We start from the raw sequence: 14413 nt of genomic DNA on the forward strand, positions 1-14413 counted from the left end.
CGTTGGCGCGGCGATTGACTGTACTCTAAGAGATAGACCAGAGCCTATTCATCATGATTTTCGAAACAGTGAGAAGAAGTTTTCCGGACAGACTGATAATGGCAGACATTTCTAGTGTGGAAAATGTACGCGTGATTGCGAGGCTCAAGCCGGGCAATATTGCGACTACACTTTCGTGGTACACCACAGATACTTCACAAAGACTGAAGCCAGATATTGACCTTGTCACTATGCTTGTCAAAGAATTCGACTTCCCGGTGATGCCGAAGGGAACTACTGGGAGCCAAACCGGATGATCATGGCGTTTGAGGCAGGAGCTTCTTCAGTTAGTCTAGGGAGTGTAATCACTAGACCTCAGCTCATCACCAAGAGATTCAATGATTGCCTGGAAACATTGAAGAAGAACAGTGATTTCAGAGAGAGTGATGGCCTTGAAATTTCTAGATAAAGACCTGATCGTTGTTGGTGCAGGAACAGCAGGAATCCATGCCGCTATTACCGCATCAAGAAGAGGGCTTGATGTTATGCTTGTTGAAAGGAACGGCTCCGTTGGCGTTATTTCTACCGTCGGTTTATGCAGTCCCTTCATGAGATTCTGGCTTGGAAATGAGTCCCTTGTCTCGGGTATTCTCGAAGAAGTACTCTTCGATCTGCACAGGCGTGGTGGACTTCTGAGGGATTCATTCGATTTGGAGATTTTGAAGATGATCTATCTGGAGAAACTCAAAAAGGCTGGAGTCGTGCTCGCGTTTCGCTCGATTCCGGTAAAATTAATCTCCGCAGGAGGGTTTATGAAACAGATTTCGCTGCTTGTGTCAAATGTCAGTTTAACAGGTAAGTAGATGAAAGCTCTAGGAGTGGTCATCAGTGGTACTATGATAAAGACTGCGGTTGTGGCGTGCTCGGGTGAAATCAGTCAAAGGAAGAATCATGCAACCAGCAGGGATCTTAAGAATCAGATCCTCACGATTATTACTGAAGAGATTTCTTCAGATAGCGTTTCATCTATAAGAATAGGGACCGCAGGGACATTATTTCGAGGTGTTTAGATGATTAAGGTGCTAGTTCTTGGTGGAGGCGGGGCAAAAGGTTTTGCTCACGTCGGAGTTATTCGAGCGCTAGAAGAAAAGGGTTTTGTACCGGATCTGATCATAGGAGTTAGTGCCGGTGCGCTTGTAGGGGCGGGGTACGCTTTACTGTCAGATTCAAAGAGGCTGTGGGAGATCTCTCTTGAAATCTGTAGAAAAAGTAAGAAGCTAATTCGCTTTGCAAATTCAGCTGCAAGAGAAAATAGAGGCTTGTTATTCAATGCAGCCACTTGTATTCACATAAACACTTTTAGAGCGCTGCCTTTCGGATTGTACTTTAACGCGCTCAAGAAGGGTCTGAAAGGGTACAGATTCTCTGACACAAGAATTCCCTTCAAGTGCGTTTCAACCATAATGGATTCAGGTGAGTTATTCGTTCATGAAGAAGGAAGTATTTTCGAAGCGCTTAGAGCTTCCATGGCGATTCCTGGAATTATCTCGCCTTTTAGTCACAAAGGCTTCTCTCTTGCCGATGGAGGGATTGTGAATAATATTCCTGCCAGCATAGCTAAGGAAGAGGGCTGTACTCTAGTGGTGGCCGTGGATCTTTCTTCAAATAATAGAAAGGTCGGGATCGATACTTCAAATTCGATACTGGAAACAATCGATGGGTACAAAGTCGAAGAGTTTCAACGGAAGGAACTGGCTGTTGCAGATGTTGTCATTTCACCATTGAACAAAAGAAATATTGGTTTGCTTGACTTCTCATCCTGTATTGAACTCATGAATGAATCTTATGAAGAAACATTGAAGTTCGATCTAATTGGAGTTAGCCAGTGAAGATACATGTTGGTGGTTATGGTTTCCAGGGACTTGCCTCTATCGAGTACCTTGGAGATTTCGAGAGCGAAAGCAGAATGGTTTTGAACGGACTGGCGGGCTATTATGTAGCGGCTGAGAGAGCCATGGGTAAGAAGGAAGCCTTGTATCGGCTTTCAAAGTTTGTGGATGAGTTTTTCGTCACGTTGGAAGTGATGGATGGTGGCGCGCTTTCTTCAAAAAAGAGAGTGAGCGGCAAATTAGAACGAATTCGCCACTGTCGTATTTGGTCCAAAAGTAATCATATCTACGGGATAGCTGCAAGGGATTCTTATCTCGATGGAATTGCAGGGAAGACAGAGCTTAGTGCTGAAGTATTCAATCTTGAAACTAGGAAGGTTGAGCTCATCCGCGACGACATGAGAGAAGTTGCAGCCGCCTGTATTTCCATCCCGGGACTTTTCGCTCCTTACAATGATGTTTATGTTACTACGACTTATCTGAGCCAAATTCCTGTTTCGTTCCTTTCAGAAGGTGACACTGTAATTCTGAATCTAAGGGATCTCTCTACTGACAAACCAAGTACAGCTTCAGAAGTAGTTTTCCGCGCCATGGAGATCCGATCACTAAATTATGCAAAAATAATTCTCGCTAATTCCAGTTGCGTTTCAGTCGGAGTTAAGACTAGAGTTCATTCAGACAATGTGTTTAACTATCTAGATCGAGTTAAAAGGTCAGTATAGTTTGCGCGAATGATAGTATTGATTGTGTGGAAGTATTGAGACAAGCGGTTTCGAATGGAGGAATTCTAGTTGCTGAAGACGATGGTGGTAATCGGGACTCTTTTAGCCATGGGTTTCTATTTCATTAGTGGAACAAAGAAAGGAATAGATGAGATCGTGACGATTGAACACGATGGCAGAATAAGACAGAGTATCGTTCACCTGCCTCCGATGATTCAAGATGATAAGCTACCTGTAGTGCTGGTATTTCACGGTCTTTTTGGCAACAGTAACTACACTAAGAATACGTACGGAATGACTGAAGTGGGAGACAGAGAAGGGTTTATTACCGTGTATCCCGAGGGAACCGGTACATTGAACAGCGTTCTTTTGAGCTGGAATTCAGGTTTCTGTTGTGGTTACGCAATGGAAAATGATGTCGATGATGTCTCATACATAGCGGAGCTCCTTGGAAGATTAGAAAGTGTTTATCCCATTGACGAAAAGAGAGTCTATCTCATTGGACTTTCCAACGGAGGGATGCTGGTATATAGGCTCATGTCAAGTTATCCCGATCTCTTCGCTGCCTGTGCGATTGTTTCATCTTCTCCAGCCGGCGGAGCCAGTGAGGACAACGTTGTAATGATAGAACCTCCAGATACCGCCATTCCGCTCATAGTGTTTCACGGTATGGAAGATCCTATTATTCCTTTTGATGGGGGTTTTTCCAGTAGTTCTGAAGCAAATGGTATCTATTTTCCCTCGATAGAGGAGTCTGTGAAACTTTGGGCGGAGAAAATGGGCGCAGTCAATATGAGCGAGAAATCGCTCGAGAACGGTTTGGTTTTGCTCAGAGAATACACTGGAGAAGACGAGAGAAGCCTAGTTCATTTCTACGCGATAACCGATGGAGATCATACCTGGCCTGGAAGAGAGAAGGGAATAGATGCTCTCAGCAGCTCTTCACAGGCGAACATCAAGGCAAGTGAGTTGATATGGGAGTTTATGAAAGACAAGCATCTAGATTGATGCTTTGTTCGCTTTCGGTAGATCTCACCTAACAAAGCCGGCTCCCGGCTGTTCAAACCTTATCCGTTCAAATCCCTTTCCCGTTAGAGACCTGTGTATATTGTTAGCAGAGTCACATTTCGTTGGAAAGAGAAGCATAGTGCCGTCGTTCTTGACAACTCTGAGCATTTCGCTAAACTCGTCTTAACGAAATCCCCAAAGACATGATCGGAAATGGAACATCGCCGAATCCGTCTTCGAAGAGAATGTCCCTGATTAGGCCGTCGAAAATGAAGAGATTCCTGACTTCTCTATCATGTACTTTCTTCTTCAGATATTCTTTAAGGATCTATGGGTTCATCAGCAAAGTCAATGGAGGCTTCGCGCTTAGTAGCTGCAAATGGCAGTCTACCGGCGCCCTTTGAACTCTCTTGCAAGATGACTAGCGTTGTGCTTTTCAAGAAGAAGCAGGGGTCTAATATTTAAATTGTCCACATCTATCCAGTCGAGAGACAAAAACATCACCCCCAGAGCAAAAGCTAATATGGATAGTAGCATGATAAAATCGGGATTATCTTCAGTATCGTAGATGGGAGACTTATATGAGGCTTAACAAAGATTTATTCGAGAGAAGGCTGGGAGTCTTCTTCATGGTATTGTGGATCTTAATCCTGTTCTTCTACCTCACCTGGGATGGATGGCTGTACGAGTGGTGCGACTGTGGCTACAACGGTCCTAGTCAGCACTTCGATCTTGACATTACCGACATGGAATATTCGCGCTCCCCAGATAATGAGATCACTTACTTGTCTACGAACAATCTTCACAACTTGATATATCTCTGTTATCTCGTCTTCTTGATCGGTTGGCTGGGTTTGCTTTTTGACCTTGAGTGGGCTAAACAGGGAGCGATGGCTACCATGGGAATTTCTTTCGTTGCGGCTCTCTCGACGCTAAACCTCTCCGACCACGTGTACTTGCTTCAAGTGGTGTATGATATAGTGCATCTTTCAGGGTTAGTAATGGGAGCGTACCTCTTTTCGAAGTACTACCTGAAGACTTCAAAGAGTCTTCCCGTTGTCCTAGGCACGTGGGCGATATATCTTGTTAGTCACGTTATCTTCACTCCTTGGCCGTTCTGGGAAAACGTTGGCCAAGCTTACTTCAGCGTAAATCAGATCAACGACTTGCCGTTCTTTCTTTTTGGTATGGAGTATATAGTTGTTGTAGTAATCTTACTCGCAGTGAACACCCTTATCGTAAAACTAAACGGAAGAACGTCGAACCGTTTTCTAAGAGTTTTGATCCCGCTCGGCCTCTATTTCCTTCTGTTCATGATAATGTACTCAACAGACCTAATAATAGTCCAGAACGTGAATATGAACACATGTGCCCTTAGGTAATCATGTAAGCTTGAGTTGTCCAAGTTCGTTCTTCTTTTTCAAAACCTGACCTCAACATATTTCTCCTTAGTGTCGTAGTATCTTTTGGTGTTTCTGAGGTCCTTCTAACCGTTTGGCTTCAGGGACATATATTCATAACCTTCTTAGGCCTTCCATCTCTTCATCAAATGCCTGCCGAGAGAGATTTGCAGTCTCCATCGTAACACGCATAGACAAAGAATGTGGAGAAGAAGACTTGATAAAACCGATTGTAGTTAACTGAATCGAAAGGAAATGAAAGCAAAGAGTTAATTGATGAATAGGGGCACTCAATCAATCGCATCTCAATTAACTATGAGTTGATAATTGCCAATAGTTGGATCTTATCGGGTACCATGTCGGCAGACAATAGTTTGTCAGAAACATAGTAGATGGTAAAATGAGTTTGTAAACAATAAGGATTACGTACTTATTTAATAGTTTGTATCTTATTTCCTTCGGTAGCCTGCAAGAGAAGCATTTGAACTAAGTTATCATCAGCATTATTCATTGTAGACAATTGTAAATTGGTCTATAAGCCAGCTTATTGGTTAATAAGGGAGGGTGTTTTATGAGAAAGATAGCTTTGGGATTTCTTTTACTGCTCATTCTAGCTGTTCCTTGCACCATGCTCTTCTCGGAAGAGATTGAGATGCCTGTTGTCCAGCCTCCAATGGTTGTCACTACTCTGGGTCAGAGTCCGGGTGCTTTGATGTTCAGACTGGTCTGTGTCAGAAATCAAATTGCCTGTGTTCAGGAAGACCTACTTACCGTTGAGAAATTGGTCCAATTGGTTGAAGGAGAAAACCCACCCAAGACACTGGTCATAACTACCGGAACCAGTTTGAAGGGAATGGGGGCTGCCGGTATTGACATGAATTTTGAAGTGAAGCGTGTCGAAGGACTGATTGCCAAAGCCAAGGAGCTTGGTATGACAATAATTGGGGCTCACATCGAGGGCATGGCACGAAGGGTAGATGCAACAGATGAGAAGTCCATCAGCACAGTGATGCCTAAGTCTGATTTGATTCTCGTAATAGAAGACAGCGATTCAGATGGATTCTTCACAAACTTTTCGAATGAGACTGGAATTCCTCTTGTAAAGGTGAAAGAATCCTTGGAAATCGGGCCGGCTCTCAAAAAACTGTTCCAAGAGTAGAGCATAACAATGATCTTCTTATCTGTCGACCTTTAGGTCGATTCTAAAGGGGGAGTGTCCTGGTGTACTTCCATGCTGGTCTGATACTTTTCGTTATAGCAGTATCGTTTGGAGTTGCAAAGGCACTTAAGCTAAGTGTCGAACTGTCGATGCTTGTTGCCGCGCTTGCAGCCGCTATTGTCCACTCGGGTGGAGCGATTCCGGTACGTCATCTTGTGGAAGGCTCCTTCACTTATCTTGATGTCTGTCTGATCTTTATTACCGCAACGTTTTTCATGAACCTGATTAAAGAGTCCGGTGGAGTCGCTTTTCTTGTAAGAGGTATTGTCAAGGCCTTTCACAAGAGCAGAGTACTGTGTCTCTTCTTTCTTACTTTGCTGTTGTTGATTCCTGGGGCCCTTACTGGATCGGGTGCCACCACAGTTCTCACGGTTGGTACACTGGTGGGAACGGTCCTCACCTATATGGGAATATCTGAGAAGCGGGTGGCGGCGATAATCTTTGTTTGCGCTGCGATGAGTGCCGCTGCACCGCCAGTAAACCTCTGGGCAATGATGGCTGCGGCCGGATCTAACATGCCTTACGTGGGTTTCTTCATTCCACTGCTGGTATTGTCGCTAGCCGGTTCTCTATTTGCAATGTTCTTCCTTGGGGGAAAGGGTAAGAAAGTAGAGCTCGATGAAGCTCTGAAAGAGCTTCCTGAACCACCTGCTAAGATGAACTGGATAAGGGTAGGAATGCCATTTGTCGTTCTCATTTTCCTGATAATGGCCGGAAGGATTTGGCCTCACTCAATCCCCACTCTGGGACTTCCGTTCATGTTTGTTGTCGCATCAATATTTGCAATTATACTTAGCCCAAAGAAGCTAGAGATCCTTAGAATCGCATCGGATACCATCAATACATTGATCCCTCTTGTAGGCATCATGATCGTTGTAGGTATCCTGATTCAGATTATGGCTTTGAGCGGCGCAAGGGGATTGATCTCTCTTGCGGTAGTAACGTTGCCCATGTGGGTTTTATTTGCAGCGCTGTGGCTAATTCTTCCAGTGTCAGAGGGATTACTCCAATATGCGGTTGCACCGCTTCTAGGAGTGCCCCTAATTCTTCTTTTCAACATGAAGGGAATGGATGCCATAATAGCACTCTCTGCAATGGCTGTTATGTGGCCTGTGGGAGATATACTTCCTCCCACGGCGGTTGTTGGAAGAGCGACAGTGATGGAATTGAAATTCAAAGGCCATTATTACAGGGATTTCTTGAAGACTTCGCTCATACCGATGGGGTTCATTCTTCTAATTGCTACTTTGTTCCTGATTTTCAGTAATGAACTCTCCTTTTTAGTTGGCGGGTGATGTCATGAGTGAAAGGAAGTGTTTTTGATGGCTATTTTGTACACGATAATCAGTGTCTGCTACTACTTGATAACGGCTTTTATCATCTTTGTTATAGCTAGAAGCTTGGTGAAGACGAAGAATTTCCAAGAAGCAATCCTGTTTTCTGTCATGCTCATGCCGTTCATCCTGCGACTTTTGAGAATCAAGTAGGGGGTGCTGCGATGACTGACAGAAATCTGGCGATAGTCAAAATAGTATCATGTGTTTTAGTTGGAATTGCCCTAATTATCTCCGGTGTAGAGTTCTACAATCACAGGAATTTCAAGGAACCCGTCGTTGTTGGATCGGGAGTTACTGAAGTCAAAACGTTAGGTGACTACTTCGCTCCGTTGAAAGGAACGATAAACGATACGAACATCTACATAATTGACAGCGGTGTACCGGGTGGGACGGCTATGTTGATAGGCAGGTCGCATCCCGAAGAACCCGCAACGAATCTGGCTGCCAAGATCTTCGTCGAAAACGCGAAACTTACCAAGGGAAGACTCATAGTTGTTATTACAGCCAATCAGAGCGCTTCAAGGGTTACCAGACCTGGGGATGCATATCCTATGTACTACACAATAGAGACTCCATGGGGAGAAAGCAAGTTCAGGATGGGAGATCGATGGTCCAACCCGCTTGACTCATGGCCGGATCCCGAAGCATATGTTCACTATCCTAGTGGTCAACTCCTGGCTTATATGGATATTCGTAATTTCAACAGAACGTGGCCCGGGAGAGAAAATGGGATGATCACCGAACAGACAAACTATGCCTTTATGAACTTGATAAGAGAAGAGAATGTGGACATATTTATCGATTTACACGAAGCCGAGCTGGAGTACCCTGTTATAAGCACTATAGTTGCCCATCAAAAGGCGGCCGATATTGCCGGATTGGCTTCTATGATACTTACCTCATCTGAATTCAGAATTGGTATGGAGTTCTCACCTCCTAGCCTGCACGGACTTTCTCACAGAGAGGTCGGTGACCATTCCGACGCCATATCTCTGTTGTTTGAAACGCCGGAACCTTTTCTTGACAGAGTCAGGGGAATCACCGATGAGGCTCTTCTCTTAACGGGTAAGGATGAATTCGTTATGACAGCAGGTAAGTTCGGTTTGCTCTACGAGAAGATTGACGAAAATGGTTGGCCGATCGACGTAAGGGTTGGCAGACACTGTTCTTCAACTCTTATGGTTATTGAACTATGGGGTGATTTCAATCCTGGAAAGGAGGTTGTGATCGAAGGAGTTCCAAGGTATGACGAGGTAGTAAGCAATGGAACAGGCTATTATTTCCATGATCCTTCAAAAGCTAGAACACAGGACATTTATTACGAGTAACCAAGAACATTTGTGATTGATAATCACAAAGGAGGGGAGTGAGGGTGAAGAAACTGTTATTGACTGCAATACTGATAGTCTCACTGTTTTATGTGAGTGCTGTAGCATGTACGGATATCTTAGCGGCAAAACAAGCCACCTTAGATGGTTCAGTTATTACATCTCATACATGTGATGGTCGTTATGACTCCAGACTGGTTGTCGTACCGGCTATGGATCATGAAGAGGGGGCTATGGCCCCAGTTTACGAGTGGATAGTCTACGCCGATCGAATGGATCTGGTGAAGCTTGGAGAGATTCCACAGGTAGCACATACCTACCAGTACTTCAACGTTGCTTATCCTATGGCAAATGAACACCAGCTGATAATAGGAGAGACGACACTTGGTGGAGCCAGAGAGACTGCCAACAGCGATAAGGCGATAATGACAATCGAACAGCTGGAGATCTTCGCTCTACAGAGAACAACTAACGCCAGAGACGCTATAAAACTTATAGGCGCTCTTGCAGAAGAGTATGGTTACCGAGAATCGTGCTGGTTAGGCGAATGCATTACAATTTCCGATCCGAACGAAGTTTGGGTCTTCGAAGTTTACGGGACCGGTCCCCTATGGGAACCAGGTATGGGACCTGGCGCTGTGTGGGCTGCCCAGCGCGTGCCCGATGATCATATTACTACCGTCGTGAATTACAGCATGATTGGGGAGATCGATCTTGAGACAAACAGGCCCCCGAACGTATCTGCAGGGGACTTCATGATCAGTGAAGACTATGTTCAGGTGGCTACGGATCTTGGTCTGTATGATCCGGCTAGTGGAGAACCCTTTGTCTGGAAGTACATATTTGGAGACATTGAGGGGACGAAGAGCGACAGACTCTGGAGAGTCTTCTCTGTTCTCAATCCTTCGGGGAACTGGTCGTTGGACAACACATGGGAATATCCATTCTCAGTTAAGCCGGATGAGAAGGTATCCGTGTACGACATAATCGAGCTTTATAGGGACGTTTCCGAAGGTACACCTTACGACATGGGCGATAACGAGGCATGGTACTATGAAAGTGGAGGCGAGATGGTTAAGAGTCCGCTGGCAAGTTCTGAGCCCAACACTCCTATGAGAAATCTTCTTGGCATTCCTTACACAAGAACAATAGCAAAGAACGGTTGTTCGTACTATTTTGTTTCGCAGGCAAGGGACTGGATGCCCGACAAGATAGGCGGACTTCTCTGGTTCGGACTTGACAACCCGAGAAAGGGAGCTTGGATTCCTGTTTATGTAGGGACTCTTCCCAATACGCTCCCGGAGTCTTGGGTGACCTTAAACAGAGATGAGCTTGACAGGAGCTGCTCTTATTGGGCTTTTGATCTTGTCGATAAGATTTCAAATCAGAGGCTTGGGGCTCTTATGCCTTTGATAGAGGAAGTAAGAGTACCTTTCCAAACGGAGATGTTCGAAGAACAGAGGGATCTCGACGAAATGGCAATGACCCTTTACGAAGATAATCCCGAGCTTGTTCTTAGACTCCTCTCATCCTATACGGCGAGAAAGATGAGAGAAGCAGAAGAACTCTGGTATGATCTTTCAGAGGTCTTGTTAACTAAGATCGACTAAGTAATTGACTTTGGGCCGGTTGATGCCGGTCCATTACTTTGAAAGGGGAGTGAAAGAAATGAGACGTGCACTTATTGTTATGCTAGTCCTCATTGTCGGTTATGGAGTAGTAGCAATGGCATGTACTTCGATACTTGTCGGAAAAGACGCATCTGTCGACGGTTCTACTATGGTGACACATACTTGCGACGGCAGTTACGACGCCAGGTTACAGGTGATTCCCGGTGGAGTACATGAAGAAGGCGAGACGGTAAGTATCTACAAGGGTTTGTGCCAGGCGGGTATTCCAGGTAGAACGGTTCAGTATGTTGGAGAGATTCCACAGGTTCCCGAAACTTACACCTACTTCCACACCGGCTACCCGTTTATGAACGAACATCAGGTAATTATCGGAGAAACAACCTGGAGTGGAGAAAGAGCGCTCAGAAACTCCCAGGGTTGGATGACAATCGAGCAGCTCCAGGTGCTGGGTTTGCAGAGAGGAAAGACAGCCAGAGAAGTCATTCAGATAATGGGTGAACTTGCTGAGAAATATGGTTATGGTGACGGCGGCGAGGGGCTTACAGTAATTGATGGAGACGAAGCCTGGTTGTTTGAGATCTGTGGCCCCGGTCCTTTCTGGTCTCCTGGAAGCGAAGAACCCGGAGCAGTATGGGTTGCGCAGAGAATTCCCGATGACCACGTCCTTGTCCATGCAAATAGATCTAGAATTGGCGAAATCGATCTTGAGAACACAGATTATTTCATGGCATCACCCAATGTATACTCAACGGCACAGGAACTCGAGCTGTGGGACGGACAGGAACCATTCCTTTTCTATGCAGCTTACGGGCCAAAGAATGCCTTTTATAACACGAGACGTGAATGGAGGGTTCTGGACCTTCTTGCCCCGTCTCTAGAGCTCGATCCATGGGCAGAAAGATATCCGTTGTCTGTCAAGCCAGATAAGAAAGTGTCTGCGCAGGATCTTATGATGATTAAGCGTGACCACTATGAAGGAACCGAATTCGATCTCACTGTTGGCCTTGCCGCAGGTCCTTTTGGTAATCCCAATAGGTATGCTACTCCCGCCAGTGCAAGACCGGAAGGCATAAACTATGACGGTTGGGAAAGAGCTATATCTATGTTCAGATGCTCATATGTCATAGTTGGGCAGGCAAGAAACTGGATGCCAGATGCGATCGGTGGAGTTGTGTGGTTCGGAGAGGATGCACCTCACTCGACAGTTTATATTCCATTCTACGCAGGTGCGACCAGTGTTCCCGAGTCGTTCAGTCAAGGAGCAAGGGATTTCTTCGACAGAAGCTCTGCTTGGTGGGCATTCAACCACGTGTCAAACCTAGCCGATCTGAGATATAATGTCGCAATAGAGATAATCAAAGAGGAATACACGAAGTTTGAGACTGAGTTCCTCGCAAATCAGCCGCTGATCGAAAAGGTTGCGCTGGATCTCTATGCAGAGAATCCCGAAGCGGCTATCGATTTCATTACTAATTACAGCAACGGGCTAGCAAACAGAGTTGTCGATAGATGGTGGAAGCTGGCCGATGAGCTAATTTACACCCTGAACGATGGGTATGTTGATGGTAAGACTGTGGGTTATCCGACGTGGTGGCTCGAAGCTGTTGGTTATGGAGATACAACTGCAAGATAGATACTGATCGTTTATTTGTAAGGGCGGATATTATTCCGCCCTTTTTTAAAGCTATAGATGGAGTGATCCGCGAAAAACATCCAGTGAGTGCAAGTGTGCTCAAATCAGCTAATTCGCAATGCGTTGCATATTCGAAAGATAAAACCTACTCTTCCTGGATTGATTTTCGAATCCCTGAAAGGGTTTGAGTCTTTCCGAAGCTAACTGGAGCTTTTTCCTCCTATTTAACACTTGTGTATCGATTGAAGGAAGGAGGCATATTCTCGGGACCCTTTGCTATAATGAATATAGAAAGTTCTCGAACCTTACTTATGTTGATTTTTTTAGTATCTACAGAGTTTATTGCTTGGGGATGTCACTTTTGAAAATTGCTACGATCTTTTTGATTCTTATTGCGAGTTCAGTTCTTTGCTCGCTGTCTATCGAACCGCTCCCCGTAATTGAAGATCCAGTGCTTTTTACAGTTTGGGGTGAGAGCATAGAGCTTCAAAACATAAACTATTTCTGTGATAGTCTTCAAGTTGCACGTGATTATTCACCGGGTGCAAGTATCGAAGATCTGTGTGAAGGCGCCGGATTCAGGATTGAAGAAGAGCTTTCAGGAGAATCTTTCCATCCATTTTATGTTTCAGGGACACCTTACCGCACACTTGTGATAATTGCCGGGAGTTCTTTGCCAGAGTCGAGAGCAGACATAGAGAGAATTGAAGAGCTTGCTTCCTCAGTGAAGTCTTCAAATGGATTAGTGATGGTAATCGATATAGATGTTGAAGGATCGGGAGATGATCCGCTGAAGCAGGAATTTGATCAAAGATTGGTGCGGTATCTAGATGTTCTGATTGTAGCTGAAAGGCCAGTTGGAGAGTATCTGTCTTTCTTGGAAGGAGAGACTCCTATAGTTGTTGAGTTACCCGTGGTTGTAGACCTCGTTTCGATTTTCGAAAGGGACTTTGGGGGCGGCAGATGCTGCGATTGATTGGAGGAAATATGAAGAGAGTTCTCTTGATTACGATGATTTTGATTGGCACATTCGCACTATCTCAGATTCATTTGGAAGACTCAGTTACTTTTGGGAGCGAAGGTGACGATGTGGCCAATGATCTAGTAGTGTTGAGCGACGGAAAATTACTACTGGTAGGGTATACAACTTCGTTTTCTGGAGAGCTTGGAAGTTCTAAAGGAGAAGAGGATTTCCTGATTCTTAAGCTAGATGAAAGGCTACGCATAATCTGGTCAAAGACATATGGAGGAAGCGGGCGTGACATTGCTGAAGCAGTTCTCGAAACATCAGACGGAGAAATAGTGGTTGTGGGATTGACAGAGTCGTCAGATGGAGATGTTTCTGAAAGTGATAAGCTTGGCGATTTTTGGGTCGTTAAGCTCTCGCCCACCGGAGAACTCCTTTGGGAGAAAACCTTCGGGGGAAGCAGCCAGGATCATGCTTATGACGTAGTGGAAAGCCCTTCGGGGAATATTCTGGTCGCCGGCTACACCAGGTCTCCCGACGGGGACATCGAAGGACACGTATGGGGCGAAGATTTCTGGATAGTTGAGATTTCACCATCCGGTCAGGTATTGAAGCAATGGGTTCTTGATGGAGGAAACAACAACGAAGATCTTGCAAGAAAGCTTTTCGTAAATGATATGGGAGATATTTTGATTACGGGATACACCGCATATAAGGATGTAGGGATCAGCTGCAACTACGTGAATGAACAGGCGGCTCTTGCCATTATTCATGCTGAGGGTATTTCTTCTTATTACGCTTTTGGAGGCATGTATCTTGAGGATGGCTACGACGTGCTTGCTTCTGAAGAAACAATAGTCATAGTCGGTGAACAGGATGCTGGAATCTCTATGTTTTCGACCGGTCTTGGCGGAAAGGACTTCTATGTAGTCGCGATAGGTGAAAAGGGGCAGGAATTGTGGTCAGAGAATTACGGTGGAACCTTCACGGATATAGCCCGTGTAGTAAAACCGTTTGGAGCTAGTGATCTTCTAGTTGCCGGTCATACAACTTCGCAGGATATTGACATTGAAGATCCGCTCGGGATGACAGATGGGTGGATAATCGTTGTTAATGAAAACGGTGAGCTTGTCGAATCGTTGTCGGTAGGTGGCTCGGCTGACGATTTCATTCTTTCGGGTGTCAATTACGGTGAAAAGTACATTTTATGTGGTTGTTCAACGTCATCTGACGGAGACCTGGAAAGCAACAAGGGTAAAAAAGACATCTGGTTGATTACGTTAGGAAAATAGATAAGGTC

14 protein-coding genes and 1 pseudogene are annotated in these 14413 nt (G+C 45.1%); 14 read left to right on the top strand and 1 reads right to left on the bottom strand.

Going from position 1 to position 14413, the window contains the following annotated elements:
• Positions 1-98: 98 nt before the first annotated feature.
• The 6 genes and pseudogenes from THEBA_RS14710 to THEBA_RS09865 all read left to right on the top strand — a co-directional run bounded on the left by THEBA_RS14710 (position 99) and on the right by THEBA_RS09865 (position 3598).
• Positions 99-448 (top strand): annotated as a pseudogene (locus THEBA_RS14710) (hypothetical protein).
• Positions 432-842 carry an FAD-dependent oxidoreductase gene (locus tag THEBA_RS09845; RefSeq protein ID WP_158309309.1) on the top strand — a complete coding sequence of 137 codons (411 nt, stop codon included), beginning with the start codon at positions 432-434 and terminating at the stop codon, positions 840-842. Before THEBA_RS14710 ends, THEBA_RS09845 begins: the two are co-directional and overlap by 17 nt.
• On the top strand, positions 843-1049 hold the full coding sequence (locus THEBA_RS09850; protein WP_014731399.1) for an ROK family protein: 207 nt from the start codon (positions 843-845) through the stop codon (positions 1047-1049). It begins immediately after the preceding gene.
• A complete protein-coding gene (locus THEBA_RS09855) occupies positions 1050-1868 on the top strand; it encodes a patatin-like phospholipase family protein (RefSeq protein ID WP_014731400.1) in 819 nt (272 codons plus the stop codon).
• On the top strand, positions 1865-2590 hold the full coding sequence (locus THEBA_RS09860) for a hypothetical protein (protein ID WP_014731401.1): 726 nt from the start codon (positions 1865-1867) through the stop codon (positions 2588-2590). Before THEBA_RS09855 ends, THEBA_RS09860 begins: the two co-directional genes overlap by 4 nt.
• 69 nt (positions 2591-2659) lie before the next feature.
• On the top strand, positions 2660-3598 hold the full coding sequence (locus tag THEBA_RS09865; protein ID WP_014731402.1) for an extracellular catalytic domain type 1 short-chain-length polyhydroxyalkanoate depolymerase: 939 nt from the start codon (positions 2660-2662) through the stop codon (positions 3596-3598).
• Between the two features lie 24 nt (positions 3599-3622).
• On the opposite strand, the gene THEBA_RS09870 is transcribed toward THEBA_RS09865, so the two are convergent.
• On the bottom strand, positions 3623-3766 hold the full coding sequence (locus THEBA_RS09870; RefSeq protein WP_006488123.1) for a hypothetical protein: 144 nt from the start codon (positions 3764-3766) through the stop codon (positions 3623-3625).
• 413 nt (positions 3767-4179) lie between these two features.
• Between THEBA_RS09870 and THEBA_RS09875 the strand changes: the two genes are divergently transcribed.
• From THEBA_RS09875 to THEBA_RS09915, 8 genes are all read left to right on the top strand, one after another.
• Positions 4180-4980 carry a hypothetical protein gene (locus tag THEBA_RS09875; protein ID WP_014731403.1) on the top strand — a complete coding sequence of 267 codons (801 nt, stop codon included), beginning with the start codon at positions 4180-4182 and terminating at the stop codon, positions 4978-4980.
• Positions 4981-5569: 589 nt separating this feature from the next.
• Positions 5570-6157 carry a DUF6305 family protein gene (locus THEBA_RS09880; protein WP_006488110.1) on the top strand — a complete coding sequence of 196 codons (588 nt, stop codon included), beginning with the start codon at positions 5570-5572 and terminating at the stop codon, positions 6155-6157.
• A gap of 62 nt (positions 6158-6219) precedes the next feature.
• Positions 6220-7512 carry a hypothetical protein gene (locus tag THEBA_RS09885; RefSeq protein WP_006488109.1) on the top strand — a complete coding sequence of 431 codons (1293 nt, stop codon included), beginning with the start codon at positions 6220-6222 and terminating at the stop codon, positions 7510-7512.
• 203 nt (positions 7513-7715) lie between these two features.
• Complete coding sequence (locus THEBA_RS09895) at positions 7716-8882, top strand: M14 family metallopeptidase (protein ID WP_014731405.1); 1167 nt, start codon at positions 7716-7718, stop codon at positions 8880-8882.
• A gap of 44 nt (positions 8883-8926) precedes the next feature.
• Positions 8927-10492: a dipeptidase gene (locus tag THEBA_RS09900; protein ID WP_014731406.1), complete on the top strand. Its 1566-nt coding sequence runs from the start codon at positions 8927-8929 to the stop codon at positions 10490-10492.
• 58 nt (positions 10493-10550) lie between these two features.
• Positions 10551-12146 (top strand): dipeptidase, encoded by a 1596-nt coding sequence (locus tag THEBA_RS09905; protein ID WP_014731407.1) that lies wholly within the window; start codon positions 10551-10553, stop codon positions 12144-12146.
• A 352-nt stretch (positions 12147-12498) separates the two neighbouring features.
• Positions 12499-13122: a DUF6305 family protein gene (locus THEBA_RS09910; protein ID WP_407656340.1), complete on the top strand. Its 624-nt coding sequence runs from the start codon at positions 12499-12501 to the stop codon at positions 13120-13122.
• 11 nt (positions 13123-13133) lie between these two features.
• Positions 13134-14405 carry a hypothetical protein gene (locus THEBA_RS09915; RefSeq protein WP_236609143.1) on the top strand — a complete coding sequence of 424 codons (1272 nt, stop codon included), beginning with the start codon at positions 13134-13136 and terminating at the stop codon, positions 14403-14405.
• The last annotated feature ends 8 nt before the right edge of the window (positions 14406-14413 follow it).

Origin of the sequence: Mesotoga prima MesG1.Ag.4.2 (assembly GCF_000147715.2) — a bacterium.
GTDB classification, from domain to species: Bacteria; Thermotogota; Thermotogae; order Petrotogales; family Kosmotogaceae; genus Mesotoga; species Mesotoga prima.